28 protein-coding genes, 1 tRNA gene and 1 pseudogene are annotated in these 26,077 nt (G+C 64.1%); 10 read left to right on the top strand and 20 right to left on the bottom strand.

All coding sequences use genetic code 11. The features are described from left to right. Positions 1 to 152 precede the first annotated feature (152 nt). Positions 153 to 1,379: a sugar ABC transporter substrate-binding protein gene (locus FJ543_RS08230; protein ID WP_140662496.1), complete on the bottom strand. Its 1,227-nt coding sequence runs from the start codon at positions 1,377 to 1,379 to the stop codon at positions 153 to 155. Positions 1,380 to 1,561: 182 nt separating this feature from the next. On the opposite strand from FJ543_RS08230, the gene FJ543_RS08225 reads away from it, so the two are divergent. The 3 genes from FJ543_RS08225 to FJ543_RS08215 are packed head-to-tail and all read left to right on the top strand — an operon-like array spanning position 1,562 to position 4,303. Then, positions 1,562 to 2,332 carry an SDR family oxidoreductase gene (locus FJ543_RS08225; protein ID WP_140874646.1) on the top strand — a complete coding sequence of 257 codons (771 nt, stop codon included), beginning with the start codon at positions 1,562 to 1,564 and terminating at the stop codon, positions 2,330 to 2,332. Between the two features lie 2 nt (positions 2,333 to 2,334). Then, positions 2,335 to 3,405, top strand: a complete 1,071-nt coding sequence (locus FJ543_RS08220; protein ID WP_140616538.1) for an ABC transporter ATP-binding protein — start codon at positions 2,335 to 2,337, stop codon at positions 3,403 to 3,405. Positions 3,406 to 3,421: 16 nt separating this feature from the next. Beyond that, positions 3,422 to 4,303 carry a MurR/RpiR family transcriptional regulator gene (locus tag FJ543_RS08215; protein WP_140662492.1) on the top strand — a complete coding sequence of 294 codons (882 nt, stop codon included), beginning with the start codon at positions 3,422 to 3,424 and terminating at the stop codon, positions 4,301 to 4,303. A gap of 164 nt (positions 4,304 to 4,467) precedes the next feature. On the opposite strand, the gene FJ543_RS08210 is transcribed toward FJ543_RS08215, so the two are convergent. Together FJ543_RS08210 and FJ543_RS08205 are read right to left on the bottom strand one after the other, a co-directional pair. Continuing rightward, positions 4,468 to 4,782, bottom strand: coding sequence for a DUF167 domain-containing protein (locus FJ543_RS08210; RefSeq protein ID WP_015315113.1), 315 nt, complete (start codon positions 4,780 to 4,782; stop codon positions 4,468 to 4,470). 7 nt (positions 4,783 to 4,789) lie between these two features. After that, complete coding sequence (locus tag FJ543_RS08205) at positions 4,790 to 5,083, bottom strand: YggT family protein (protein ID WP_015315112.1); 294 nt, start codon at positions 5,081 to 5,083, stop codon at positions 4,790 to 4,792. Positions 5,084 to 5,230: 147 nt separating this feature from the next. Between FJ543_RS08205 and FJ543_RS08200 the strand changes: the two genes are divergently transcribed. From FJ543_RS08200 to FJ543_RS08185, 4 genes are all read left to right on the top strand, one after another. Next, positions 5,231 to 5,306: transfer RNA gene (locus tag FJ543_RS08200), tRNA-Ala, on the top strand. 321 nt (positions 5,307 to 5,627) lie between these two features. Continuing rightward, positions 5,628 to 6,377, top strand: a complete 750-nt coding sequence (locus tag FJ543_RS08195) for a helix-turn-helix transcriptional regulator (protein WP_140719830.1) — start codon at positions 5,628 to 5,630, stop codon at positions 6,375 to 6,377. 234 nt (positions 6,378 to 6,611) lie between these two features. Beyond that, entirely contained in the window at positions 6,612 to 6,815 is a 204-nt protein-coding gene (locus FJ543_RS08190; protein WP_224591854.1) for a nitroreductase family protein, read from the top strand. A gap of 67 nt (positions 6,816 to 6,882) precedes the next feature. Next, on the top strand, positions 6,883 to 7,134 hold the full coding sequence (locus FJ543_RS08185) for a hypothetical protein (protein ID WP_015315110.1): 252 nt from the start codon (positions 6,883 to 6,885) through the stop codon (positions 7,132 to 7,134). Positions 7,135 to 7,185: 51 nt separating this feature from the next. On the opposite strand, the gene FJ543_RS08180 is transcribed toward FJ543_RS08185, so the two are convergent. The 4 genes from FJ543_RS08180 to FJ543_RS08165 form a co-directional block, all read right to left on the bottom strand. Continuing rightward, entirely contained in the window at positions 7,186 to 8,130 is a 945-nt protein-coding gene (locus FJ543_RS08180) for an energy transducer TonB (RefSeq protein ID WP_140874644.1), read from the bottom strand. After that, positions 8,127 to 8,594, bottom strand: a complete 468-nt coding sequence (gene exbD / locus FJ543_RS08175; RefSeq protein ID WP_015315108.1) for a TonB system transport protein ExbD — start codon at positions 8,592 to 8,594, stop codon at positions 8,127 to 8,129. Before exbD ends, FJ543_RS08180 begins: the two co-directional genes overlap by 4 nt. A gap of 13 nt (positions 8,595 to 8,607) precedes the next feature. Next, positions 8,608 to 9,534, bottom strand: a complete 927-nt coding sequence (exbB, locus tag FJ543_RS08170) for a tonB-system energizer ExbB (protein ID WP_140874643.1) — start codon at positions 9,532 to 9,534, stop codon at positions 8,608 to 8,610. 64 nt (positions 9,535 to 9,598) lie between these two features. Beyond that, positions 9,599 to 10,390: an ATP-binding cassette domain-containing protein gene (locus FJ543_RS08165; RefSeq protein ID WP_181173973.1), complete on the bottom strand. Its 792-nt coding sequence runs from the start codon at positions 10,388 to 10,390 to the stop codon at positions 9,599 to 9,601. Positions 10,391 to 10,678: 288 nt separating this feature from the next. On the opposite strand from FJ543_RS08165, the gene FJ543_RS08160 reads away from it, so the two are divergent. After that, the gene (locus tag FJ543_RS08160; RefSeq protein ID WP_140874639.1) at positions 10,679 to 11,413 is read left to right on the top strand and encodes an isochorismatase family cysteine hydrolase; all 735 of its coding nucleotides are present in this window, start codon (positions 10,679 to 10,681) and stop codon (positions 11,411 to 11,413) included. Here FJ543_RS08160 and FJ543_RS08155 read toward each other — a convergent pair. The 9 genes from FJ543_RS08155 to FJ543_RS08115 all read right to left on the bottom strand — a co-directional run bounded on the left by FJ543_RS08155 (position 11,371) and on the right by FJ543_RS08115 (position 20,649). Beyond that, positions 11,371 to 12,312, bottom strand: a complete 942-nt coding sequence (locus FJ543_RS08155) for an LLM class flavin-dependent oxidoreductase (protein WP_140874637.1) — start codon at positions 12,310 to 12,312, stop codon at positions 11,371 to 11,373. The genes FJ543_RS08160 and FJ543_RS08155 overlap by 43 nt on opposite strands. Before the next feature lie 133 nt (positions 12,313 to 12,445). Further along, positions 12,446 to 12,601 (bottom strand): hypothetical protein, encoded by a 156-nt coding sequence (locus FJ543_RS08150; RefSeq protein ID WP_015315103.1) that lies wholly within the window; start codon positions 12,599 to 12,601, stop codon positions 12,446 to 12,448. Between the two features lie 262 nt (positions 12,602 to 12,863). Continuing rightward, complete coding sequence (locus FJ543_RS08145) at positions 12,864 to 13,808, bottom strand: ABC transporter permease (protein WP_140874635.1); 945 nt, start codon at positions 13,806 to 13,808, stop codon at positions 12,864 to 12,866. Then, positions 13,805 to 14,860 (bottom strand): ABC transporter permease, encoded by a 1,056-nt coding sequence (locus FJ543_RS08140; protein WP_140874633.1) that lies wholly within the window; start codon positions 14,858 to 14,860, stop codon positions 13,805 to 13,807. Before FJ543_RS08140 ends, FJ543_RS08145 begins: the two co-directional genes overlap by 4 nt. Next, positions 14,860 to 16,368 (bottom strand): ABC transporter ATP-binding protein, encoded by a 1,509-nt coding sequence (locus tag FJ543_RS08135; protein ID WP_140874631.1) that lies wholly within the window; start codon positions 16,366 to 16,368, stop codon positions 14,860 to 14,862. The genes FJ543_RS08140 and FJ543_RS08135 overlap by 1 nt, the downstream gene beginning before the upstream one ends. A 235-nt stretch (positions 16,369 to 16,603) precedes the next feature. Then, positions 16,604 to 17,635: a BMP family protein gene (locus tag FJ543_RS08130; protein ID WP_140662476.1), complete on the bottom strand. Its 1,032-nt coding sequence runs from the start codon at positions 17,633 to 17,635 to the stop codon at positions 16,604 to 16,606. A 152-nt stretch (positions 17,636 to 17,787) separates the two neighbouring features. Further along, positions 17,788 to 18,993: a 3-oxoadipyl-CoA thiolase gene (gene pcaF / locus FJ543_RS08125; protein ID WP_140874629.1), complete on the bottom strand. Its 1,206-nt coding sequence runs from the start codon at positions 18,991 to 18,993 to the stop codon at positions 17,788 to 17,790. 1 nt (position 18,994) lies between these two features. Next, positions 18,995 to 19,795: a CoA-transferase subunit beta gene (locus FJ543_RS08120; RefSeq protein ID WP_140874627.1), complete on the bottom strand. Its 801-nt coding sequence runs from the start codon at positions 19,793 to 19,795 to the stop codon at positions 18,995 to 18,997. Further along, entirely contained in the window at positions 19,792 to 20,649 is an 858-nt protein-coding gene (locus tag FJ543_RS08115; RefSeq protein WP_140874625.1) for a CoA transferase subunit A, read from the bottom strand. The genes FJ543_RS08120 and FJ543_RS08115 overlap by 4 nt, the downstream gene beginning before the upstream one ends. Positions 20,650 to 20,770: 121 nt before the next feature. Here FJ543_RS08115 and FJ543_RS08110 point away from each other — a divergent pair, with 121 nt between their 5' ends. Further along, the gene (locus FJ543_RS08110; protein WP_140874623.1) at positions 20,771 to 21,541 is read left to right on the top strand and encodes an IclR family transcriptional regulator C-terminal domain-containing protein; all 771 of its coding nucleotides are present in this window, start codon (positions 20,771 to 20,773) and stop codon (positions 21,539 to 21,541) included. Positions 21,542 to 21,595: 54 nt separating this feature from the next. Here the strand turns inward: FJ543_RS08110 and FJ543_RS08105 are convergent, their stop codons facing one another. The 3 genes and pseudogenes from FJ543_RS08105 to FJ543_RS32280 form a co-directional block, all read right to left on the bottom strand. Further along, the gene (locus FJ543_RS08105; protein WP_181173943.1) at positions 21,596 to 22,894 is read right to left on the bottom strand and encodes an FAD-binding oxidoreductase; all 1,299 of its coding nucleotides are present in this window, start codon (positions 22,892 to 22,894) and stop codon (positions 21,596 to 21,598) included. A gap of 2 nt (positions 22,895 to 22,896) precedes the next feature. Next, a complete protein-coding gene (locus tag FJ543_RS08100) occupies positions 22,897 to 24,267 on the bottom strand; it encodes a glutamine synthetase family protein (RefSeq protein WP_140875507.1) in 1,371 nt (456 codons plus the stop codon). Between the two features lie 5 nt (positions 24,268 to 24,272). Beyond that, a pseudogene (locus tag FJ543_RS32280) lies at positions 24,273 to 24,557 on the bottom strand (glycosyl transferase family 1); the annotation flags it as partial. Between FJ543_RS32280 and FJ543_RS31425 the strand changes: the two are divergent. Next, the gene (locus FJ543_RS31425; protein ID WP_181173942.1) at positions 24,438 to 24,869 is read left to right on the top strand and encodes a hypothetical protein; all 432 of its coding nucleotides are present in this window, start codon (positions 24,438 to 24,440) and stop codon (positions 24,867 to 24,869) included. The pseudogene FJ543_RS32280 and the gene FJ543_RS31425 overlap by 120 nt on opposite strands. Positions 24,870 to 25,148: 279 nt before the next feature. Here the strand turns inward: FJ543_RS31425 and FJ543_RS08080 are convergent, their stop codons facing one another. Continuing rightward, positions 25,149 to 25,970 (bottom strand): hypothetical protein, encoded by an 822-nt coding sequence (locus FJ543_RS08080; protein WP_140719804.1) that lies wholly within the window; start codon positions 25,968 to 25,970, stop codon positions 25,149 to 25,151. Between the last annotated feature and the right edge of the window lie 107 nt (positions 25,971 to 26,077).

Genomic DNA, 26,077 nt, shown 5'->3' with positions numbered 1-26,077 from the left:
CGTCGACAATTCGTCCAAAGTGGTTGCTTGTCAGTCTTCGTTATTTACGTGGAGCGCAGCCAAATGTCTGTTTGGAAATGTGGCGCGCCCCACCTGAGTCGGGGGCGCGCCACGGGCGCAGGGAGATACGCCCTATTTGTGGGGCGCGGCCCCTACTTCTTCAGCACAGCGTTGGCCTTCGCCGCCGCTTCCTTCAAGCCTGCCTCGGGATCGCCGCCGAGATAGATCTTCTGCATGGCATCCGACGTGATCTGGGCAACTTCTTCCCAGCCTGGGATGACCGGCGCGAAACGCGCATCCGGCAGCAGGGCGGTAAAGGCGGCCAGGTCGGCGTTGTTGACGTAATAGTCCATCTTGGCCTCTTCCTTGTTCACCGGCAGGAAGCCTTCGCCCTGCGTGAACTTGGCGCGCTGTTCCGTGGTGAACAGGAAGTCCATCAGCTTCCAGGCCTCGTCCTTGTTCTTGGAGTTCTTGAACATGATCATGGAGTCTGTGACGCCATAGGTGCCGCGCGCACCGGTCGGACCGGCCGGAATGGCGGCAACGCCATATTTGAGGCTCGGCGCCTCGTCCTTGATCTGGTTGGACAGGAAGGGCGCCGTGATCATCATGCCGACCTTGCCCTGCTTGAACAGGTTCTGCACGTCCTCGCGATTGTTGGAGGTGACGCCGGGCTCCGTCAGCCCCTCGTCGATCATCGACTTGTAGAGCTTGGCCGCTTCGAGCGCGCCCGGCGTGCTCAGGCCCGACGTGCCGTCCTTGTTGAGGATCTCGGTGCCCTGCGACCACATCGCGTAGTAGTAATAGACGTCGGTCTCGATCTCCTTGCCCTGAAGGCCGAAACCGAAGGCACCCTGCGCCTTGATCTTGCGAGCATCCTCCTGCAATTCGGTCCAGGTTGCCGGTGGCTTGGCGATGCCGGCCTTCTCGAACAGCTCCTTGTTGTAATACATGGCGCGCGCCGAGGCGGCGATCGGCAGGCCGTAGGTCTTGCCGCCCATGATCGAGGGCGACAGGAAGGTGTCGATGAAGCGACCCTTGAATTCGGGCGTGATGTAGCTGTCGAGCGGCTCGGCGACGTCCTGCTGGACGAAGTCGATCAGCCAGCGCGTGCCTATGATGGAGAGATCGGCGTTGGTGCCGGCGGTGATGTCGGTGGTCAGCTTCTGCAAGAGCACATCCCACGGCACCACCTCGAACTTGACCGTGATGCCAGGGTTCTTCGCCTCGAATTCCTTCTTGACCTGCTCGAAATACGGACCGGTCTTGGCGCTGTATTCGGCGACGGTAACCCGCACTTCGCCGGCCTCTGCCTGCGCCGCGAAGGCCAGAATGCCCATTCCGGCCATCAGGCCGGCAGTCCATTTCGCAAGGTTCATCCGATCTCTCCCATTTGTTTCGCGCATTCGCGCTCCTTGAGCCGGTGCCGGCACAAGATTTATGTGACTTTCCTACATTATCGATGAATTCGCCGCGCGCAAGCGGATTAATATGTTGCTTAATTACATCCTGTTCTTTAGCCTCTCCGGCATCTGCCTGACCTGCGGGAGGAGCAAGCGCCGTGGTTTCGAGAGCCGAATTCGAAGGCAGGACCGCCGTCGTCACCGGCGCCGGTGGCGGCCTTGGCTCGGCGATCGTCACACTGCTGGCCGGCAGGGGCGCGCGGGTGGTCGGCTGCGACCAATCAGAGGAGGCGCTGGCGAGCCCGCACCTTGCCTCGCGCCATGTCTTCGACCTTCTCGACCGGGCTTCCATCGAGGCGGGGATCGCCGCCGTTCTCGATCGGGACGGCGTGCCAGATATCCTGGTCAACAATGCCGGCTGGACGCGCGCCGAAACGCTCGATGCGCTGACGGCGGACACGATCGAACATGAGCTCGACCTCAACCTGACCGGTGTGATGACTTTCGCCGACCCGCTGGTTAAGGCGATGGCTGCACGCGGTTCGGGCAGCGTCGTCTTCATTTCTTCCGTCAACGCCATCGCGCATTTCGGCAATCCGGCCTACGCCGCCGCCAAGGCCGGCATCAACGCCTATGCCAAGTCGATCGCCGTCGAGCTCGGCCGTAGCGGCGTGCGCGCCAATGTCGTCTGCCCCGGATCGATTCGCACCGCCGCCTGGGACCATCGCCTTGCCAAGAACCCTGACATAATCGGCAAGCTGCAGCGGCTCTATCCGCTCGGCCGCATCGTCAACGCCTCGGAAGTCGCCGAAGCGGTGGCTTTCCTTGCCTCGGACCGCGCCTCGGGCGTAACAGGCGTGGTGATGCCCGTGGATGCGGGACTGACCGCCGGCTGCCTGCCGTTCATCGACGACATACTGGGAGCGTGACCATGACCGACGTCGAGTTTCGCAACCTCTCGAAATCCTTCGGCCAGCACAAGATCCTCGAGGAGATCAGCCTCGACATCAAGAGCGGCGAGTTCGTCGTGCTCGTCGGCCCGTCCGGCTGCGGCAAGTCGACCTTGCTGCGCATGCTGGCGGGCCTGGAGACCATCAGTTCCGGTGACCTCCTGATCGGTGGCACGCGCGCCAACGACCTGCCGCCACAGCAGCGCAACATCGCCATGGTGTTCCAATCCTACGCGCTGTTCCCGCACCTGAAGGCTTCCGACAATATCGGCTTCGGTCCGAAAATCCGGGGCGAGAGCCGCGCCGCCATCGACCAGAAGGTCAAGAAGGCGTCCGGCGTCCTCAACCTGTTCTCCTATCTCGACCGGTATCCCCGCCAGCTCTCGGGCGGCCAGCGCCAGCGTGTCGCCATGGGCCGCGCCATCGTTCGCGAACCCTCGGTGTTCCTGTTCGACGAGCCGCTCAGCAATCTCGACGCGCAGTTGCGCGTGCAGATGCGCACCGAGATCAAGGCACTGCACCAGCGGTTGAAATCCACCATAGTTTACGTCACCCACGACCAGATCGAGGCCATGACCATGGCCGACCGCATCGTCGTGATGGACCGCGGCAGGATTCAGCAGGTCGGGCCGCCGCTGGAGCTCTATGACAGGCCGGCCAACAAGTTCGTCGCCGGCTTCCTAGGCTCGCCGTCCATGAGTTTTGTATCCGGGGCACTGAAGACGACGCCCGGGACGACCTGGTTCGAGTCGGTCGGCGGCGGCCGGCTTGCCCTTGCCGGCGACCCGGTGCCGGCAGGCAGTGCCGTTGAGGCGGGGATCCGGCCGGAGCATTTCATCGTCGGTGAAGCCACCGACGCCATGACGCTCAAGGTTGACGTGGTCGAGCCGACCGGCTCCGAAACCCATGTCTACGGCGCCATTGGCACCGATACGGTGCGCGCCGTGTTCCGCGACCGGGTGCCGGTGCGGCCAGGCGACCTGCTGCCGGTCTCGGTCGACCCCGGCAACATCCATCTGTTCGACACGGCGACGGGCCTGCCGCTGAGATGACGACGGAAACGCGGATATGAAGACGCCGGCCGATATCATCACGCGGCTGCAGCTGATGTCGCAGGACGGCACCAAGTCGGATCGCCGGCTGGCGAGCCTCGTCCTGTCCGACCTCGACTTCGCCTCCAAGGCCGCGATCTCCGAGATCGCCGCGCGGGTCGGCGTCAGCGAACCGACGGTCACCCGCTTCTGCCGCAATCTCGGCTGCGAGGGGTTGCGCGACTTCAAGTTCTACCTGGCCCAGGCCATCGCCATCGGCGGCCAGTATCTGTCGCCGGAGCCACTGAGCCGCGACGCCCGCGAACAGCGCATTGCCTCGACCATCACCGAAGCGGCGGTTACAGCCATCCAGCGCGCCAGCGAGAACCTCGACATGACGACGCTGGTCGACGTCGCCGCGCGCCTTGCGGCATCAGGCAATGTGCTGTGCATAGGTTCGGGTGGCATTTCCTCGATGATGGCGACCGAAATGCAGAACCGGCTGTTCAGGCTCGGCCTGCCGGTTCTGGCACAGATCGACGGACAGTTGCAGCGCATGTATGCCGCCGTTGCCACGCCAGACACCACGGTGGTCGCCTTCTCGGTCTCCGGCTATGCGCGCTCGGTCATCGAGGCGGTGCAGGTCGCCCAACAATATGGCGCCGCCACGGTGGCGGTCACCGCGCCCGACTCCGCACTGGCCAAGGTCGCCGACACTGTCATCCACCTGCAGCCGTTCGAGGACGGCAACATCTACAAGCCGACATCGTCACGTTACGCGTTGCTGGCGATCGTCGACATGATCGTGACCTCGGTCGCCGAGACACGCGGACCGAAGGTGCTGGAGAACCTGCGCCGCATCAAGCAGAGCGTGAACACGCTGAAGGTCGACGACCCGCGTTTGCCGCTGGGCGATTGACGAGCCGGCGCCGAAACCGCCAATTTCTCCCCAAGCGGGGATAAGGAGTGGTCCGCGCGGCGGACGGGAAGCCAATTGCTTGGCTTTCCGAACGACGACCACCCGGAGCGACAGCGCAGGACCGGGTCCGGCAGGACAGAGGGGAGCGCTGTCCTGCCTGCATCTCAATTTTGGAAAAGCGCTTCGACACCTGTTACCAGCGCCTCCGGATCACCCAATATTCGCAACGTCTTGAGGCGGGCTGTACCGCCGGCGACGACCGAAACGGCCGATGCCGGAACACCCAGCGCCTTGGCGACCAGCCTCTCCAGCGCTTGATTGGCGGCGCCATTTTCCGGCACGGCGCGGACCCGCGCCTTCACGTGACTTCGTCCGTCCGCCAATGTTTCGACAACGTCGAGCCGGTCCACGGAAGACTTCGGCGTCAGCCGCACGAACAGATCGACGCCGTTCTCGCGCATGCGGAACGGCGCGCTCATGCGATCGTCAGGCCAGCAGCAGCGGCGCGACCGTGGTGAGAATGAACTGCCTGAGGAAGAACAGGATCAGCAACAGGATGATCGGCGAGATGTCGATACCGCCAAGGTCGGGCATGAAGCGGCGGATCGGCCGCAGCGCCGGCTCGGTCAGGCGGTAGAGCATGTTCCCGATGCTGCCGACGAACTGGTTGCGCGAGTTGACGACATTGAAGGCGTAGAGCCAGGAAAAGATCGCCGAGGCGATGATCACCCACCAATAGAGGTCGAGCGCCATGACGATGGTTTGTATGAGGGCGAGCATGCCGGACTCCGATTGTTGCCGACATGTAGCCATTACGCGCCAAACCGGCAAGGGCAGGGTTCCGCCACGCGACCGGCAGCCGGTTTTCGGTGAAGCGCCGCCTTGACAGGAAACCGCGGCGCCCGATAAATGCGCCATCCGCTGGACGGGGCTGTAGCTCAGCTGGGAGAGCGCGTCGTTCGCAATGACGAGGTCAGGAGTTCGATCCTCCTCAGCTCCACCAGCGGAATAATCGTCGCGCTTTTGGCCCTTCCTGCAAGGCGCGACCGGCATCCGCCACGGCGCGATGCAAGGCGTAGCCCCGATCCCCCCAAAAATGGCCAAATGGCATTTCGCCGTTTCCAAGGCGAAATGGTTGTCAATTGGACTTATGGCGATGGCCGGTGTCCGGTTGGCGCTATTTTTTTTGGAAGCCGTCCCATTAGAGTGGCGTTCTCAAATCAGTTTTTTCTGTGTGTTGTGACAGGGCGTTTCGGCGGGGGCGACCGAAAGCGCTATACGGATTCCGAGTCGAAATGAAGTATCCGCCTGCGAAAGCAAACTAGTGTCCATTCGCCAGAATCTTGCTGCAAATCTCAGGCGGCTCTGCAAGGACCATGCTTCTGTCAGCGCGGTATGCCGCGAGCTTGGCATCAACCGCACACAATTCGAGCGTTACCTGCAAGGGCAGACCGTGCCCAACAAGGCCACCGCCAAGCTGATCTGCGATTATTTCCGCGTCGACGAAGCCGAGCTGTACCGGGACCCCGGCGCCCCCTCGCCCGCGGCTCCCGGTCTGCCGCCGATCTCCGAAAGCCTGTTCACCCAGATGATCCGGCCGCCCGCTCCGTCGATTGCGGGCGGCACCTATTTCACCTATTTTTCGATCCCCGGCAGATCCGATCTGCTGGTGCGGGCGATCACCTTCGTGCGTCGCGAAGCCGAGCTGGTCACGTTCCGCAGGGTCACCGGATGGTCGGAGCATCATGGCTCGACATGGGCGCGGGCACGCGGCAATCATTATGGCGTGGCGATCTCGCGCCTTAACTGGATCTATTTCAGCGGCGTCAACCGCCGCCAGACAGGCGAGCCGTCGCTGATCTCGGTGCAATGGGCGCCTATCTCCGAACCGGTGCTGACAGGCAAGGCCATGCTTCTGACCGAAGCCGGGCCGGCATTCGTGTCGGTCATCATGCGGCAGGATAGGTCCAATATCCGGCCCAGGCATGCGATCCGCATGGCGCATGTCGTCAGGCTCGATGATCCCAGCCTCGACCAGCTCGTCGTCAGCCTCGCTCGGGACGGGCTGGGTTAGCCGCTTGCTTACGCTGAATAAGAACAAGAATATCCCGAAAAAGCGTATGCCAGCGACTGCCTACTCCATATCCGAGTAAAATCGATTTTTTAGACTTTCTAGCCAAGAAAGATATTTTAGCTCATAGCTGATTTACTACAGTTTTAACAAACCAGTAACTCTTCCGACCTTACCTTTCTTCCCGCGGATCCCTTTCCGGGATCTTTCAACAGATCCCTGGGGGTCGGGACGAAAATGACCAAGAAAGTGAACATTGGCCAGAACATGATGTTGGCGGCAACCAGGTACGGCTTGTCGGCCTGCCCCACGGCGGCGCTGAGCCATTCGGCGATCAAGCGCCTTCTGGGCGTCGACCGCCTCACCGACGCGCCCATCTATGCGTTGACCCTCTCAATCCCGGAACTTGATCCGCATTCGGCCGGTCGATCGATCAATTAGCCGGCGTAGTACATCTAGTGCAGCCAGTACGCATTCCCTAAAGTTCATTCGATGACAGGAGCAGAACATGTCAAATCAGGCCTTACGTCAGTCAGAGCTCGACAGTCTCCAATATATCGCGACGATGACCAATGAGCTGGTGCAGATGGCCGAAGCGAGCCGCTTCCCCATGATCTCCTATCTGCTCGGTATGGCCTATGCCGAAGCCTTCGACGTCTTGCGCGGCGCACGGCCGGCACGACACGCGCAGCTCAGCGGCAATCCGATGCACCCCAAGGCACACCCGAAAGACAACCACGCTCAGCCAAGAACAGCGTAGCGCGATGCAATTGTCGGGCTTGCGGGACGGCTGGCACGGATTTGAGGGGCATTAGTCCCGCAAACTGAACACGAATGGCGCTGTACGGCTGACGCGCGGGCCGAGTTCCGCCGGTGGCGCCGGCACGGTCGCGCCCTGCAGCACCGCAAGTGCTGCTCGGTCGAGTTCGGCATCGCCGGACGAACGGGCGACCCGGGCCGACAGGACCCGGCCGGATGGGTCCATTGTAAAAGTCACGTTCACATTGCCCTGCGCGCGCCGGGATTTCGCGGCGCTCGGATAGCGCTTGTGGCGATTGATCCACGCCGTCAGCCGCGATTCCCATTTGGCCGGGCTGACACCCGAGAACCCGGCCGCCGATCTCGGCGCCGCCGCCTTGGCGGCAGGCTTGGCCTCGGCTCTCGCGGCACTTGCCGTCTTCGGTGGCTCGGCCTTTTCCTTCTTCGGCCTTGGCTTGGGCTTGTCGACCGGCTTTTTAACCTTGGCTTCGGCCGGTTTCTTTTCCTTGCGCCATTCCGTCGGCTTTGCCCGCGGCAGCGGAACGACAGCCTCCGGCGCGACGGTCTCGACAATATCGGGGACGACCTGTTCCAGCGGCGGCTGTTCGACCGGTTCGGCCTTCGTCATCTCCGTAGGCTCGTTCGGCGGCACCATCACGGCCTCGGTAACAGGCTCCGCTTGCTCGACCATCTTGTCAGGCTCGGCCTCGGCGGCCTTCTCGGTCTGTTCGACTGGCTCGGCCCGGTCGGGAATGGCCGCGTCGGGCATCGCGGCCTGTTCGGGCACCGACGGCGTCACCATCATCGGCGCCATCTCGACCACTAGGGCCGGCGGCGGTCCGCCATCCGACAGGTCGACTGGATTGAAATTCTGCACGGCATACGCGACCGCGACATGAGCCCCAAGCATCAGCACCGCCGCGCATGCCCATAGGCCAAGGTCGCGCCAGTCGAAGCGCGACAGCACCACCGTGGGCGAGGCGGCGGATGGCGTCATGGAGCGGCCGCTTTGCCTGGCGCCGGTGCGGCGATATCACCTGCCGGCGCGGCCTCCAGGCCGACCAGCGCGATCTTCAGGTAGCCGGCGGCCCGCAGCAGGTTCATCGCCTCCATCAGCTCGCCATAGGCGACCGCCTTGTCGGCTCGCAGGAATATCCGCGTCTGCTTGTCGCCCTTGGTGCGGCTGTCGAGCGTGGCGGCAAAAGCCGGGCGCGGCACCGTATCGTTGCCGATCGCCAGGCTGAGATCGTTCTTCAGCGTCAGGAACAGCGGCGTCTTCGGTCGCGGCGCCGGCGTCGCGGTCGAGCCGGGCAGGTCGACATTGACATCCACCGTCGCCAGCGGTGCGGCGACCATGAAGATGATCAGGAGCACGAGGATGACATCGATGAAGGGCGTGACGTTGATCTCGTGGCTTTCCTCGAGGTCGTCGTCCAGGGTCTGTCGAATTCTGCTCCCCATGGCGTCGCTCCCGCTACTCCGCCGCCAAGGCTGTCGCCGGCGCTATCGTGCGGAAATCGAGGTCGCGGCTGACCAGCCGTTCGACGCCGGCCGAGGCGTCGGCGAGGATCTGCCGGTAGCCGGCTATCGAGCGGGCGAAGACGTTGTAGATCACCACCGCTGGGATTGCCGCGACGAGACCCATCGCGGTGGCCAGCAGCGCTTCGGCGATGCCCGGCGCGACCACGGCGAGATTGGTGGTCTGAGCCTGCGAGATGCCGATGAAGGCGTTCATGATGCCCCAGACGGTGCCGAACAGGCCGACGAAAGGCGCGGTGGAACCAATCGTCGCCAGCAGGCCGGTGCCGCGCGACATGCGCCGCGACGCAGCCGCCTCGATGCGCGACAGGCGCGAGCTGACCCGTTCCTTCAGTCCGTCGCCGCCGACGTGGTCGAGCGCATTGGCCGAAAGCGCGGCCTCTTCTTCCGCTGCCCGCACCAGGAGCGCGCCGGGATCGCCACCGCGGTCGAGCGCGCGGCTCGCCTGCTTCAGCGTGGCGGCATCGCCGATCGCGCGGACGGCACGGCGGAGGCGCAGCTTGCCGCCGAAAATCTCCAGCGACTTGGCCAGCCATATCGTCCAGGTGACGAGCGACGCGAAGGCCAGTCCAGTCATCACCGCCTTCACGATGATGTCGGCGGCCTTGAACATGCCCCATGGCGACAGGTCATGCGGCAGGTTCAGGTCCATCGCCCCCCCAGGCGCGGCCTCGGCCGGCGCTGTCGCGCTCGGCTGGCCGGCTGGTTGCGCGGGCGCCATGGCAGCCGGTGCAGCTTGTGCCGGCGCGGCAGGGGCCTCAACCGCTGGAGAAGAGCCGGCCGGTTGCTCCTGGGCCGTGGCGCCGGTCGCCCCCAGGACAAGCGATGCGACCAACGCCGCCAACAAACCATATCTCGACATGAGCTTCTTCCTTGTTCTCACGGCGGCCAGCCGCTCGCCGGTTCCTGCAACCCTGGCGACGACTTCACTGCACATAGCCGACGGGTTGGCCGGTGACGGGATGCGCGAACACACCCATCTCGACGCCGAAAATGTCCTTGAGCACATCGCTCAGCATGATCTCGCCCGGTGTGCCGCGCGTCAGCAGCCTGCCGTCCTTCAGCGCGATCAGCTCATCGCAGTAGCGCGCCGCCATGTTGGGGTCGTGCAGCACCACGACGACGCACAGGTCGCGCTTGCGGCTGAGCTCCCTGACCAGGCCCAGCACCTCGACCTGATGCGCGATGTCGAGCGCCGAGATCGGCTCGTCGAGCAGCATGACGCCGGCATTCTGCGCCACCAGCATGGCCAGCCAAGCGCGCTGGCGCTCGCCGCCGGATAATTCATCCACCAGCCGCTCAGTGAATCCTTCCATGTCGGTCAGCATAAGGGCCTGCTCGACATGGCGCCTGTCCTCGGCGCCGAAACGGCCAAGCGCACCATGCCATGGATAGCGTCCGAGCGTTGCCAGCTCGCGCACGGTCAAGCCCGTCGCCGCCGGCGTCGTCTGCGGCAGATAGGCAAGAGCCCGCGCCAGCTCGCGCGCGCCCCATTGCGATAGCGGCCGTGCGGCGAAAGTGATGGCGCCGGAGCTTGCCGGCTGCTGGCGCGCCAAAAGCTTGATCAGCGTCGATTTGCCCGAACCGTTATGGCCGATCAGCCCGTAGACGCGCGCGCGCCGCAATTCGAGCGAGACCGGACCGAGCAGCGTCCGTTCGCCGACGGCGAAACGCACGGCATCGATATCGAATGCGGTCTGGCTATCGGCTTCGGCCATGGTCACGGCATTTCTCCAGCCCCGCCGCCGCATTCCGATCCTGTCTGCGGAGGCAGGTCCCCGGTTGACTATGAAACTTGATATTACTAGTCAAGATTTAAGATGGGAATGCACCGCAAAACCTGAAACGCTCCGGGGCAGGTGCCATTGTTGCCGCGTACGGGCCCTCACCCGCGCAGCCGGCCGATCCGCGCCGGCGATCTCGGTCCCGGGCCACACGATGTCGGCATCCGATGTCGCCGCATCGATGCGGACACGCTAGGGTGAGCCGGCGGCAAGGAGCTCCGGATGATCAAGGCGACACCCTTCGACTACCCCTATGACGGCAGGCTGGTTGCCGAAAACACCGCGCTCGTCGTCATCGACCTGCAACAGGATTTCCTGTCGACATCGGGCTATTTCGCCAGGAAGGGGTATGACCCCTCGCCGCTGCGGGCGATCCTGCCCGCCGTGAACCGCCTGATCGCGGCCGCGCGCAAAGCCGGCGTCACGGTCATCCACACAAGACAGGGTTACCGCGCCGACATGGCGGACATGACGCCCTACGAGAAATGGCGCCGCAAGCGTTCCGGCCTCGACGGCACCGACGTCCTGCTGCGCTCAGGCGCTGGGTTCCAGATCGTCCCGGAGATCGACGTCGCGCCGCACGACATCATCGTCGACAAGACCTGCAACAGCGCCTTCACCTATACGGAGTTCGAGCTTGTGCTGCGGGCGCAAGGCATCACGCATCTGATGTTTTCCGGATGCACGACGGATGTCTGCGTTCACACCACGCTGCGCGAGGCCTGTGACCGCAATTTCCAGTGTCTGACGATTTCGGACGCCTGCGCCAGCGGCGACAGACAAGCGCATGAAGCGGCGTTGCACATGGTGACGGTCGAGGACGGCGTCTTCGGCGTGCTGGCCGATTCGGACGCCGTCATTGAAGGCCTGTCGCGGCTTGGCGACAGCCTGAAGCAGCAGACGATTGATGGGCTTCACCCCGCTGCTCGCGTCTCCAATCCTGGGCGAGGCGCATAAGCTCCAGGCTGGAACTCGCTGGCCTCCCGGCGCGCCAGGGAGTTGCGCAGCAGCGCCAATGTTTCCCGGCCGGCCGTCGCGATCTCGCGCGGCGTGTCGACGCCGACGATCATGAACTCATCGATCCCGAGCCCGGCATAGGCGAGCAGCGACAGCGCGGCCTGAGCAGGCGGGCCGGATAAGTCGACCGCCTTGTGGCCGGCGGCGGAAACACCCTGGTGGATCCTGACCGGAAGCGCGAAGCGCAGTTTGCCCGCACGGCCATGTTCGGCCGCGGCGCCACGTGCCCGCTCCATCAATTGCCTGATATCGTCGATCGGCCCCGGCGCCAGTTCGAAGACATCGGCATGCCGGCCGGCCACCTTCAGCGCCGTTCCGGATTGCCCGCCCATGCGGACCACGAGGTCGGCGCCATGCGGGCCCTTGCGCGGCACATAACCGCTTTTGATGCTGTAGAACGCGCCTTCGTGATCGAAGGGCCGGTCGTTCGACCACAGCCGCTTCAACAGCACCAGATATTCGTCGATGCGCTGCCAGACGACGCCATGTCCGACCGGCCGTGTCTCGGCATCGTCGTCGTTCAAGGGCTCGCTGATCATCCTGAGCGTCAGCCGTCCGCCGCTCTCCCTGTCGATGGACGCCAGCTGGCGGGCAGCGACCGTGGGTTCGATCACGCCGGCCCAGTGGGTGAGCACCACTTCCAGCGAAGCGGTGCGGTTGAGCACCTGCGAGGCCAGATCCATGTTGGTCAGCAGCCCGGCCGAATCGTCGACGACGATCTTCTGGAACCCGCCGTCCTCGATCAGCCCGAGCTTGGTCGAGGTCTCGGCGAAGTCATAGAAAAAGGGAACCGCCGCGTCGGCGGTCTTGCCGGGTACATGCGTGAATTCGATCGGCATTGTCATCTCCTCCATCACTGGAATCACTGATGCTGTGAAATGCGAATCCTCAGGCGCGCGAAAACGCCCCGGGATTCGGTTCAACTCCGATTGCCTGAAAGCTGTGGGGCAGCAGCCCCTTCGATCCCGCGCCTTAGGGAATAAGGCCCAGCACGACTGCCCCGGTGAACACGAACGCAAGGGCAAAGACGAGATAGGCGAAAGCGCCGGCATAGGCCGGGCGAAAGCCCTGGGCATTGGCCACTCGCTGGCCGTTGCTGTCGGTCTGGGCGTTCTGGAAATAGGACATGTCGACCTCCGTCTCGCCGCTTAATCTACAAAACTTGTAGACTTTGTCGATTGCTATTCTTGTGCAAGTGGCAGAATTATTTTCTCATAAATGGCCAAAAATTGGTGTGAAGTTGCTGTTGGCATAGGCCCCGGCCACCGATCGGAAGAGCGCGGCGGCATCGATGTGAGGCGTCCCAAGGTCAAGCTTCTTCATTCCGGGACAGCTTGACGCCTTCCTCTCCTGTCCCGGAGGGATAGGAAGGGCACCAAATCCTACTCGTCTATCGCTCCTCCCGCCGAAACGGCTTGAGCAGCGCCGAGGGCGCCACCGCGTTGCGCGACATGACGGCCATGGCGACGATGGTGAAGATGAACGGCAGCATCAGGAACGCCTCGTAGGGGATGTGGCCAAGCCCACTCGCCTGCATGCGCAATTGCAAGGCATCGACGAAGGCGAACAGCAGCGCGGCCCCTGCCGAGCGCCAGGGATCCCAACGGCCGAAGACGACCAGCGCGATCGCCACCCAGCCGCGGCCGGAAACGACGCCGAAGGTGAAGGCGTTGAACTGCGCCATCGACAGGAAAGCACCAGCGAGCCCCATCAGGGCGCCGCCGAGAATGACGGCCTGGAAGCGCGTGGCGATGACGCTGACGCCGGCGGAGTCGGCCGCGCGCGGGTTCTCGCCGACCATGCGCACCGACAGCCCCCACGGGGTGCGGTAAAGGATGAAGCCCGCCAGAGGAATGGCCAGGATGGCCATGTAGACCAGCGCGAACTGGTTGAACACCGCAGGACCCAGCACGGGAATGTCCGAGAGAACCGGGATCGGCAGCGTCTGAAAACCCTTGATGCTCGGCGGCACCGATTGCTGGCCGAAGATCAGCCGGTAGAGGAAATAGGCCAGCCCCGACGAGAACAGGGTGACGCCGATACCGCAGACATGCTGGCTGAGACCGAGCACCACCGTGAACAACGCATGCAGCGCGCCCATCAGCATGCCGGTCACTACCGCCACCAGCACACCGAGCCACAGGCTTCCACTGAGGCTGGTGGCGGTGAAGCCGGTCATGGCGCAAAGCAGCATGATGCCTTCGATGCCGAGATTGAGCACGCCGGCCCGTTCGGAGAACATTTCGCCGAGCGTGGCGAAGGCCAGCGGCGTGGCGATGCGGATGATGGCGGCGAGAAAGCCGACCTGAAAAATCTGCTCGAACACCGCGCTCATCCGATGGCTCCGACGCGGCGGATGCGATAGGCCGTGAACAGCAGCGCCACCAGCATGGCAAGCAGCGCCGTGCCCTGGATGACGTCGCTGAGGAAGGCCGGCACGCCGGTCGCGCGCGACATAGCCTCGGCGCCGGTCATCACGGCTGCAAGGAAGATCGCCGCCGGCACGACGCCGAGCGGGTTGAGCCGCGCTAGCATGGCGACGACTATGCCGGAATAGCCGTAGCCCGGCGAAATATCGCTCATCACCTGGAAATGCACGCCGCCGACCTCACCGACGCCGGCCAGCCCCGCCAACGCGCCCGACAGCAGCGCCGTCGACAGCAGCACGCGCTCGACATGGATGCCGCCATAGCGTGCCGCTTCCGGGTTTTCGCCGGTGACCCTGATCCGGAAGCCCAGCGTCGTGCGCACGATCAGGAACCAGATAACCGGGGCCGCGATCAGCGCCGCGACGACACCGAGATGCAGCCGTGTGCCTTCGATCAGCACCGGAAAGTTCGCCGAATCCTCGATCGGCGGCGAGATCGGATAGCCGCTGAAGCTGTCCTTCCACGGTCCCTCGATCAGTGCCATCAGGGCATAATAGATGACCGAGTTGAGCAGCAAGGAACTCACGACATCGTCGACCTTGAACTTTACCCGCAGCGTCGCAGGCACCAGCGCGACCGCCGCGCCTGCGGCCGCCCCCGCCAGCGCCATGAAAAGCATGGCAAGCGGTCCGGGCATCGGGATCGCACCAACGAAACAGCTCGCCACCGCGCCGGCCAGCAATTGCCCTTCCGCGCCGATGTTCCAGAACTTTGCGCGGAAGGCGACCGCCACCGCCAGCCCGGTAAAGATCATCGGGGCGGCGCGGACCAGCGTTTCGGTGACGGCGTAGCTGTCGCCAAGCGAGGCCGTGAACATCACGCCGTAGGATTCGGACACCCCGGCCCCGGCCAGCGCGATCAGGCCGCTGCACAGGATGAGCGTGGCGAGAATCGCCAGCAAGGGCAGCGCGAGGTTGAACCAGGCGGGCGTGGACGTGCGGACTTCGAGGCGGAACATCAGTGGCCCTCCGCGCCGGTCATCAGCAGGCCGAGCCGGGCGACGGTCGCATCGGCACTGTCCAGCGTGCCGACGATGCGGCCCTCATACATCACCGCGATGCGGTCGCACAGCACCAGCAGTTCCTCCAGATCCTCGCCGATGACGATGATGCCGCACCCCTTCGCGCGCATGTCGAGGAATTTTTCATGGATGAAGCGCGCCGCACCGATGTCGAGGCCACGTGTCGGCTGTGAGACGATCAGCACCTTCGGATCAAAAGCAAGCTCGCGCGCCAAAAGCGCCTTCTGCAGATTGCCACCGGACAGCGCGCCGGCGCGCGTCATCGGCCCGGGACATCTGATGTCATAGGCCTTGATCTGTTCTTCGGCGAAAGCGCGGATCGCATCCGGCTTGAGCAAGCCCTTGGCGGAGAAGGCTGAAGTGCCGATGCGCGGCAGCACCATCGAATCGGCGAGCGGCAAATTGGTAACCAGCCCCGTCGTCATGCGATCTTCCGGGATGCGGCCAAGGCCGAGTGCCTGCACTTCGCGCGGCGAGAATTGCACGACCTGTTTGCCGGCTATCGTCATTTGACCGCTGTCGGGCGCGCGCGTGCCCGAGATAATCTCCGCCAGCGCCCGCTGGCCATTGCCGGAGACGCCGGCGATGCCGAGGATTTCGCCTGCACGAACCGCAAGCGACACGTCGCGCAACGCCGTGCCGGAATGCTTCGAGGTTGAAATGCCGTCGAGCGTCAGCACATCGGCGCCGGGCGTCGACGATCCCCTTGCCGGCGGCACGATCTCATGGCCGCACATCAGTTCAGCCATTGCAGCCGACGTCGTGTTGGCGGGGTCGTCGACACGGCCCGCGACGCGGCCGTGCCTCAGCACGGTGCAGCGATGCGTCAGCGCCCGCACCTCGTTGAGCTTGTGCGAGATGAAGATGATGCCCAGGCCTTGCGCCGCCATCGACCGCAACGCCGAAAACAGCCCGTCGACCTCGCTCGGTGCCAGCACCGCCGTCGGCTCGTCAAGGATCAAGAGCTTGGCACCGCGAAACAGCGCCTTGACGATCTCCAGCCGCTGTTGCTCGCCGACCGACAGCGCCGAGACCGGCAGATTGGGATCGAGCGTCAGCCCGTGCCGGCTGCTGATTTCAGCAAGCCGCGCCAGCCCGCCGCTGTGGTCGATCCGTCCCGATTTGCCCGGAATGCCAATGAGCAGATTTTCCAGCACGGTGAGCCGTGGTGCCAGATGAAAATGCTGATGCACCATGCCGATGCCCGCGGCCAGCGCATCGGCCGAGCTGGTGATCCTGACTGGCTGGCCCTGGATCAGGATCTCACCGGCATCCGGCGCGTAGGCACCGAACAGCACGTTCATCAATGTCGTCTTGCCGGCGCCGTTCTCGCCGAGCAGCCCGAGGATTTCCCCCGGCGCCACGCTGAGATCCACAGCCTCGTTTGCCTTGACGACGCCGAAGCTCTTGGTGATGCCGCGCATTTCGATGAGAGGGGCGGACAAGAATGCTCCTGATTTTTCCGATCCGGCCTTAGCTGCGGAGGGCGGCGCTGTACCCCCCTCTGTCCTGCCGGACATCTCCCCCTCAAGTGGGGAGATTGGCAGCTTCGCCGACTTCGCTTATGTTTCAAGGTCGGCGATTGGCGAAAACCGAAGTGACATCTGATCTCCCCCCTTGAGGGGGGAGATGGCCGGCAGGCCAGAGGGGGGCGCCACGCGCCAGCCCTCAATCATGGCGTCAATCCGAAACCGGCGTGTTCTCGTCGACGTCGACGCGGAAATTGCCTTCCAGGATCTCGGCCTTCTTCTTCTCGACCAGATCCTTGACCTCGGCGGGCAAAGTCTTGTCGAACTTGTGGAAGGGCGCCAGATACGAACCGCCCTTGGCCATGCGCGAGAAATCGCCATAGTCCTGCGCGGTGTAGACCCCGGCCTTGACCAGCTTGATCGCCTGCTCGACCGTCGGATACATGTCCCAGACCGGACCGGTGATGACGGTATCGGGGCCGAGGCTCGACTGGTCGGACATGTTGGAGATGGCGAAGATCTTCTTTTCCACCGCCGCCTCGATGACGCCGAAGCGTTCGGCATAGATGACATCGACGCCGGCATCGATCTGCGCCACCGCGGCTTCCTTGGCCTTCGGCGGATCGAAAAAGGAGCCGATGAAGGCGACCTTCTTCTTGACGTTCGGGTTGACCTCCTTGGCGCCGGCGAAGAAGGCGTTGACCAGCCGGTTCACTTCCGGAATGCCCATCGCCGCCACCGCGCCGACCGTGCCCGATTTCGACATCTTGCCTGCGATCATGCCGGAGAGATAGGCGGGCTCGTGGATCCAGTTGTCGAACACGCCGAAATTCGGCTCGGCCGGCCCGGCGCCGGAGCCGAACAGCCAGGCTGTCTTGGGGAACTGCTTGGCCGTGCGGCGCGATTCACGCTCGGCGGCGAAGGCATCACCCAGCACCAGCTGGTAGCCGCCCTGCGCATATTCGCGCATGACGCGGCTGAAGTCGGCGGTCTGGACCTTCTCCGACCATTTATATTCTATGCCCAGTTCCTTCTCCGCCTTCTGCAGGGCGACGTGGATCTGGTTGTCCCAGGGTTCCTCGATCGGCGTGGCGAAGATCGCCGCCACCTTCAGTTTTTTGCCCGCCGCGAAGGCCGCACCCGGCAGCATCGTCGCGGCCAGGCCAAGCGCGCCCAGCTCCAGCACGTTGCGTCGCGACAGCCCTTCGCGCATCGAATGAGATCTGTTCTTCCGGTCTTCCATTGAAGTGCCCCTCTGTTTGACAGCCGTGTCGAGCCGGCCGTTCCTGAAATCAGACGGGGAACTATGGAACGGGTCCGGACTTTTGTCCACATGGTCAAATTTGGCAGGATCGAGCATATCCACTCTCCTGGCCTGCCAGGAAGAGCGATTGCTCAGGCCCGTTCGAGCGCGATGGCAATGCCCTGGCCGACGCCGATGCACATGGTGGCCAGCGCATAGCGGCCGCCGCGCTCGCGCAGCTCCAGCCCCGCCGTGCCGGAGATGCGCGCGCCCGACATGCCCAGGGGATGGCCAAGTGCGATGGCACCGCCATTCGGGTTCACGTGCGGCGCATCCTCGGCAATGCCGAGTTGGCGCAGCACGGCGATGCCTTGCGAGGCAAAGGCTTCGTTGAGTTCGATGACATCGAATTGTTGCGGCGTCAGGCCAAGCCGCGCACAAAGTTTCTGCGTCGCCGGCGCCGGACCGATGCCCATGACGCGCGGCGCGACCCCGGCGGCGGCCCCGCCAAGAATACGGGCGATCGGCGTCAGCCCGTATGTCTTCACCGCCGCTTCCGAGGCAACAATGAGCGCCGCAGCGCCGTCATTGACACCCGACGCATTGCCGGCCGTCACGGTGCCACCTTGCCGGAACGGCGTCGGCAATTTGGCCAGCGCCTCGACGGTTGTGCCGGCGCGAGGATGTTCATCCTTGCTGATAGTGACCGCATCTCCCTTGCGCTGTGGGATGGTCACCGGGGTGATCTCCTTCGCCAGCCGGCCATTGGCTTGGGCCGCGACCGCCTTGTCCTGGCTGCGCACGGCAAAGGCATCTTGGTCCGAGCGAGAAACAGCGAAGTCTTCCGCCACATTCTCGCCGGTCTCCGGCATGGAATCGACGCCGTATTGCTTCTTCATCAGCGGGTTGACGAAGCGCCAGCCGATGGTGGTGTCATAGATCTCGGCATTGCGCGAGAAGGCGGTGTCGGCCTTGGGCATAACGAAAGGCGCGCGGCTCATCGATTCGACACCACCCGCGATCATCAGTTCCGCCTCGCCGGCCTTGATGGCACGCGCCGCGATGGTCAGCGCGTCCATGCCCGAGCCGCACAAGCGATTGACCGTCGAGCCTGGTATCTCCTTCGGCAGCCCAGCTAGCAGCAACGCCATGCGTGCCACATTGCGGTTGTCCTCGCCGGCCTGGTTGGCGCAGCCATAGACGACGTCGTCGATCCGCTGCCAGTCGATGCCGGGATTCCGCTCGAGCAAAGCCTTCAGCGGGATGGCGGCAAGATCGTCGGCACGAACCGAAGACAGCGAACCGCCGAAGCGGCCAATCGGCGTGCGGATGTAGTCGCAGATATAGGCCTCGGCCATTTCATGCAGCCTTTGTTTTTCCGGTTCCCGCATGCGCCGCCTTGGTGCGGGCCTGCAGGTCGCGCAATGTCTTCAGTTCGAGTTCGCTTGGCGCGGGTGTTTCGTCAAGCGCCTCGGCGAACTTGACAACCCAGCCACAGCTCTCCTGCACCTGCTGACGGGTGACCCTGGGATGCAGCGACACGACCGTGAATTCCTTGGTCACCGGGTCGGGCTTCCAGATGGCAAGATCGGTGATCAGCAGCGTGGGGCCAGCGGTCTCGATGCCTAACCGCTGTCGATGATCGCCGCCCTCGCCATAGCCGAAGGAGGTGACAAAGTCGATCTTCTCGACCATGCCGCGCTTGGTCTGCGCCATGGTGATGTAGATCTCCTTCGACGACGTCGCGATCTCCGGCGCGCCGCCGCCGCCGGGCAGTCGGGTCTTGGGATGGAAATAGTCGCCTATCACAGTGGTGTTGATGTTGCCGAACTTGTCGAGCTGCGCCGCACCGAGGAACCCGATGGAAATGCGGCCGCCCTGCAGCCAGTAGCGGAACATCTCCGGCACCGCGACGGTGGTGACGGCGGTTTCGCACAATTCGCCATCGCCGATCGACAGCGGCAGCACGTCGGGCGCCGTACCGATCGTGCCGCTCTCATAGATCAAGGTGATGTCGGGCGCATGCGTCAGCCGCGCGACGTTGCATGCCGCGGACGGCGCGCCGATGCCGACGAAGCAGACATCGTCATTCCTCAGCGCCCGGCTCGCGGCGATCGTCATCATCTCGTTGGGGGTGAAGCCCAGCTGATTGTCGCTCATGCCGCGTTCCGCAGATGCGAGACCCGGGCCGCGAAATCGTCGGGACTTTTCTCGATCACGTTTGCCTGCATCCAGGCCCGGAATTTTTCGCGATCGGCCGCGACCTCGTCCCATTCGAGATAGGCGGCATTGTCGCGCGCATAATAGCCATGAGCATAGGAGGGGTGCGAACCGCCGGGCACGACCGAGATCGCCGCGATCGTCCAGCACGGCAGCACGGTCAAATTGGGGTGAAGATCGTCGAAATTGTCGACCACCTCCTCCACCGTCACCACCGCGCGCCTCGCCGCCAACACCGCTTCCTTCTGGACGCCGATGATGCCTTCGACCAGCACATTGCCTTTCCGGTCGGCTTTCTGCGCATGGATGAAAGTGACATCGGGCCGGATGGAAGGCACGGCCGCCAGCATCTCGCCGGTGAACGGACAGGTCACCACTTTGATGTTCGAATTGACATCAGCCAGCCCCGTGCCGCGATAGCCGCGGAACACCGCGCAGGGCAGGCCGGCCGCACCCGCCTCATAGGCATTGGCCATGCCGGCATGGCTGTGTTCCTCGACCGCGATCGAGCGGGGAAAACCGTTCTCGATCGCATCGCGGGCGCGCCGCAGCAGGCCGACACCGGGATTGCCGACATAGGAGAAGACGATTTTCTGGGCCATGCCCATGCCGATCATCTGGTCGTAGATCAGGTCCGGCGTCATGCGGATCAGGGTCAGGTCGCGATATCCCTGGCGGATCGCCTCATGCGCCGCAGCCGTCGGGATCAGGTGGGTGAAACCTTCGAAGGCAGCGGTGTCGCCATCGTTCAGGTTCTCCGCCACGGCCTGTTTGAGCGGCAGGAACTTGACCATCGCGGCGACTCCCTGAGTCCAAAAGTTCGTATTGCGAACATATGTATTGAATGCGATACTTTCTAAACTCCGTTGAGCCGGGGTGTCAATCGTGGCGAGATCGCCCGGACCGAGAGATGAGATGGACGACGAGACCGTTTCCCGTGACCATGTCGGCTCGCTCGAGCGCGGACTCGGCGTGATGGAGATATTGGCCCGCCATCCCTCCGGCATGACCCTGACCGAAATGGCCGAACAAGCCGGCCTGACCCGCGCCGGCGCGCGCCGCTTCCTGCTGACGCTGGTTGCGACCGGCTACGCCACGCAATCCGGCCGGCTGTTCTCCCTGTCCCCGCGCCTGCTGACCGTTGCGCGCAGCTGGCTTGGCGGCGCCTCGCTCTGGAGCTTCGCCGCGCCCATCATGCGCGCCATCGCCGCGCAACTGAACGAGGCCTGCTCTGCAGCGATCCTGTCGGGCCAAGATGTCGTCTATGTCGCCCGCGTTCCCGGCCGGCGGATCCTGAGCGTATCGCTCGATGTCGGCACCAGGCTACCCGCTTATTGCACCTCGATGGGGCGGATGCTGCTGGCGGGGCTGACACCGGCGGAATTGGACGCCTTCTTCCGTAAAGCAACGGTCGAGCGGCGGACGCCGAAGACAATTGTTGAAAGACCGTTGCTGGCAAAGGCCATTGCCAAAGCCAGGACGGATGGCTTCGCCATCGTCGACGAAGAGCTGGAACTCGGCCTGCGCTCCATCGCCGTGCCGATCCGCGACCGCGCTGGGCGCACGGTCGCGGCGATCAATGTCTCGACCCAGTCGGCACGGTTTTCCGTCGCGGATATGGAGCGGGAGATCTTGCCTGCGCTGCTTGAGGCCAGACAGCGTGTCGAGGATTTCTTTGTCGTCTAATAGAGGCCTGTTAGGCTTCCCTGGCGTTGGCCCGCCAGCGTCTAAATAGCGCCCTCAATGCTTGATCCGGTCCCGCATCGCATACCACAGCATGCCCAGCACATAGAGCGGCCCGCGCAGCGCCGTGCCGCCCGGGAACGGCATTGGTGTCAGCGTCGAGAACAGGTCGAGCCGTGAGGCATCGCCGGTGATCGCCTCGGCCAAAAGCTTGCCCGAGAGCGTCGACAGGATGACGCCCTTGCCTGAATAGCCGTGCGCGAAATAGACCTCGCCATAGTGCCCGACATGCGGCAGCCGCGACGTCGTTACCGACACCAGCCCGCCCCAGGCATGGTCGATGCGGCAGCCCTTGAGTTGCGGAAAGGTGCTCTCCATGTGCGGCCGCACGAAGCCGGCAATGTCGGCCGGCGGTGACGGCGTGTAGCGCTCGCCGCCGCCGAACAGCAGGCGTCCATCGGCGGACATCCGGTAATAGTTGACGACGAAGCGTGTGTCGGACACCGCGACATTGGCCGGGATGACGTTGCGCGCGCCCTCCAGCGGCTCGGTGGCGACAATGTAGTTACCGACCGGCATGATGCGACTGTTGACGCGCGGCTCCAGCCCGTTGAGCAGCGCGTCGCCCGCCAGCACGACATGTCTGGCCCGCACCGATCCCTTTGCCGTCGAGACCCGGATCGAGGGTTCGCGCTCCAGCTTCACGGCCACCGAGTTTTCGTGGATGACCACGCCGGCCGCGACAGCCGCTCGGGCAAGCCCAAGCGTGCAGTTGAGCGGATGCATGTGGCCGCCGAGCGGCTCATACATGGCGCCATGATAAGGCGTGTCGACCTTGGCCCGAGCCGCCGCCGCCGAGAGTATCTCGACATCGCGGAATTTCATCACGCTCTCGAGGCACTTGGCCTCTTCTTCCAGATCCCTGAGGTCGGATCCGTTGACCGCGCCGACCAGATGGCCGGTCAGCCTGAGATCGCACTCGATGGCATTGCGCTCGATGATGTCGAGCACCAGGCCGCGCGCCTCGAAAGCGAGATCGAACAGTACCTTGGCGCGCTCGGCTCCATAGAGCTTGACCAGGCCCTTGGCGCCCTTGCGCAGGCCGGGGATCATCTGGCCGCCATTTCGGCCCGATGCGCCCCAGCCGATCTTGCCGCCTTCGAGCAGCACCACCTTCAGCCCGCGTTCGGCGGCGTGAAGGGCGGCCGACAGCCCGGTGCAGCCGCCGCCGACGATGACCAGGTCGGTTTCGGCATCGCCGACGAGCGCCGGATGGTCGGGCGCCGGATTGGCGGTGGCGACGTAGTAGGATTTGCCGATGTCGAGACCGGAATTGAAACCCGTTGAAGATGCCATGATCACACCTTCAGCAAGAGGTGGTCGCGTTCCCAGCTCGTTACCACGCTTTGGAATAGGTCGAGTTCGACGCTCTTGACGCGCAGATAGGTCTGGAAGAAGTCCTCGCCGAGCAGCTCTCGCACCGGGGCACAAGCCTCGAAACGATCCAGCGCCTCCTCCATGGTCTTAGGCAGCGTGCTCCTGATCTTGTAGGCATTGCCCGACGCCTCGGCCGAGCGCGCCAATTTCTGCTCGACGCCCAGATAGCCGGCAAGCAGCGACCCGGCGATCGCCAGATAGGGATTGCAATCCGCCCCAGGCAGCCGGTTCTCCACCCGCCGCGCCGCGCGTCCCCCCGCCGGCACACGCAGGCCGCAGGAGCGGTTGTCATGTGACCACTCGATATTGGCGGGTGCGCTGTGGTTGGGCCTTATGCGGCGGAAAGAGTTCACGTTTGGCGCGAACAGCGGCATGATTTCCGGAACATATTTCTGCAATCCGCCGATGAAGTGGCCGAACATCCCGGTGTCGGCATCGTCGCCGCTGGCGAAAAGCGCATTGCCGGCCTCGTCGACGACCGACATGTGCAGATGCATCGAGCTGCCGGCCTGGGCCGCGATCGGCTTGGCCATGAAGGTCGCATGCATGCCGCATTGCTGCGCGGCCTGGCGCGTAAACCGCTTGAACAAAAGCACCTGGTCGGCCAGCGGCAGGGCGTCACCATGCAGCAGGTTGATTTCCAGCTGCGCCGTGCCCGATTCATGGATCAGCGTATCGAGCGGCAGACCGGCCGCCGCTGAATAGTCGTAGATGCGCCGGATCACCGGCTCGAATTCTTCCAGCGCGGCCATGTCATAGGGATGCTGCACACCCTCGGCGCGGCCATTGGCGCCGACCGGGGCGGTGAGGGGCTTGTCCGGATCGGGATTCGGTGCGGTCAGATAGAATTCAAGTTCCGGCGCCACCACCGCGCCCCAGCCGCGCTGGCGATAGAGATCGAGCACGGCGCGCAGCACATGGCGTGGCGAGGCCATCCATGGCCTGCCGTCCATGTGGAAGGCGTCGGCGAAGACATAGGCCTTGCCCGCCCCCGCACCCGGCGCCAGGCACAGCGTCGAGACATCGGGCACCATGCGCATGTCGGGGTCCGAATAAGCAAAACCCTCGTCGATAGAGCCGGAATAGCGACCGTCGATGCTGACCAGGAAGGCGCTGCTCGGCAGGTAGAGCGCGCGGTCTTCCAGCGCCTTGAGGAGTTTGGCGGTCGGCAGCGCCTTGCCGCGCAACACGCCGTTCATGTCGGGCACCAGGCACTCGACCTCGGTGATGCCGTGCTGCGTGAGCCAGGCCTTGGGGTCGTTGATTGCGGTATTCGTGTTCTTATCAAGCATTTCGTTCATGTCCGTATCGGGGAGAGAATGGCTTGCGCGGCCACGTCCGTTCCGGATTTCAGCGCCGTCTCGGCTGAATTGTCCCTGAGGCGGGCGGGCGTGGCGTCATCGGCCAGCAGGCCGAGAATGGCTCTCTTCAATCCCCCTTCGGTCCAGCCGTCGCAGCCGATATGATCGCCGGTCTCTCCGGCGCGTTGCGCATTGTCGTCCCAGCAATAGAGCATGATCAGCGACGGCACGCCGAAGCGCAGCGCCTCGCAAAAGCTTTTATTGCCGCCGTGGTGGATGAAGGCTGGGCGCCCCGGGCGGGCAAGGCCTGTGCGATGCCAATGCAGTTTAGCGCGGCGCCAGAGCCCGCCTTGGAAAACAGCGCGATGGTCGGGCTGGCTTTACGCGTCAATTCATCCTCTTCAATCCGGCCGGCTGATCACGCCGAACAGTGCGGCCCCGTGCCTAGCCGCCTGCGGCCGCCGGCTGCGGGAGAGGCGCAGGTGGATGCGAAACAGATCGGCACCCATTTCATATCGCCGGTTGTCGAGATGGTCGAGTGTATTGAGGTGCTCGCGCAACGATTGCTTCGGCCGGAAGACGTTGATGCATGACCCGGAACGGCTCATTGGTACTGCCGCGCTCGCCGGTCCGGTCTTGTCGCCGCATTTCCAGCCTCTCGGCAGGCCCGCCCTGATGCGCTCACCACCGGTCTTGTGGGCCACCAGCCAGTCGACAAGCCGCGCTCGGCTTTTTTCGCCGACAATCAGGTCGAAGCGAGGAGCGGTTCTGCGTTGTGGTTGAACGGAAGGGCTCCAGGAGGAAAACAATGCCGCCGGGCCAAGCCCAGCGGCATCTCCTTTGGTGACTACTGCCTTTTCAGCGACGAACCGCTACGGCGTCGTTCCCGCCTGAAGCTTGGCCGCCGTCTGGTCGATCTTGCCGGCAAGAACACCTTGGGCCCAGGCCGTGACCTCGGCGTCGACCGGCTTGTTGGCCATGTCGGTCAGCGCCGCATCGAGCGATGCATCATCGGTGCCGACCGCTGCCGCCGCAGCCGCGGCCGCAGCCTCATCGGCCGCAGTATTGTCGGCGTCGACCACCGCCTGCTGGGCAGTGATGTCAGCCTGCAGAGCCGATATCTGGCCGGGCAGGGCCGCCTGCTGTTCGGCTGTCATGGCGTCGATTTCGGCCTGAGACAGCGACGTCAGTGCGCTCAACTGCGAATTCAGCGTATCCAGTTGAGCCTGGGCCGCGGCAGCTGTGGCAGCGGCCGCCGCAGCCGCGGTCTGCGCGTTCTTGGCTTTCGCGGACTGCGTCACGAATGCCTGAACGGCGGCGAACTTCTTGCTCTTGGAGTTCATATAGGCGTTGACGTTGCGCTGCAGCGAATTCAGCCGGCCAAGCTTGGCGTGGATATTCTTCTCCTTGGGCACGGACGAGACCTTTGTGTTCGTATCGACCGTGGCGTCGGCCGTTGTGTCCGTGTCCGTCTTGGCTGCCCGTCCCGGTGCCGACGATGACTTGCCGTGCGAAGCACCGCTGTTGCCGTTGCCATTCCCATGGGTGCCGCCATTGCCGCCGCCATTGCCGTTGCCGCCGCCATTGCCTCCAGCATTGCCGCCGCCATTGCCATGCCCATTGCCGGCGAGCGCCGGAGACGCCAGAAGCGCCAATGCGGCCACGGCCGCGAACAGTGTTTTCCGGTTTGTCATGCTAATCTCCTCGGGAATCGCCGCACTCGCCCACCGCTGAACCACCTGCGTATGAGAAATCACTAATCATACCCGGTAAACTTTAGACAAATGCGGTCTCAATCCGA

Source organism: Mesorhizobium sp. B2-5-7, assembly GCF_006440875.1.
In the GTDB taxonomy this organism is placed as follows: Bacteria; Pseudomonadota; Alphaproteobacteria; order Rhizobiales; family Rhizobiaceae; genus Mesorhizobium; species Mesorhizobium australicum.
The sequence above is the reverse complement of the archived record's forward strand: the minus strand, read 5'-3'. Positions and strand labels throughout refer to the sequence as shown.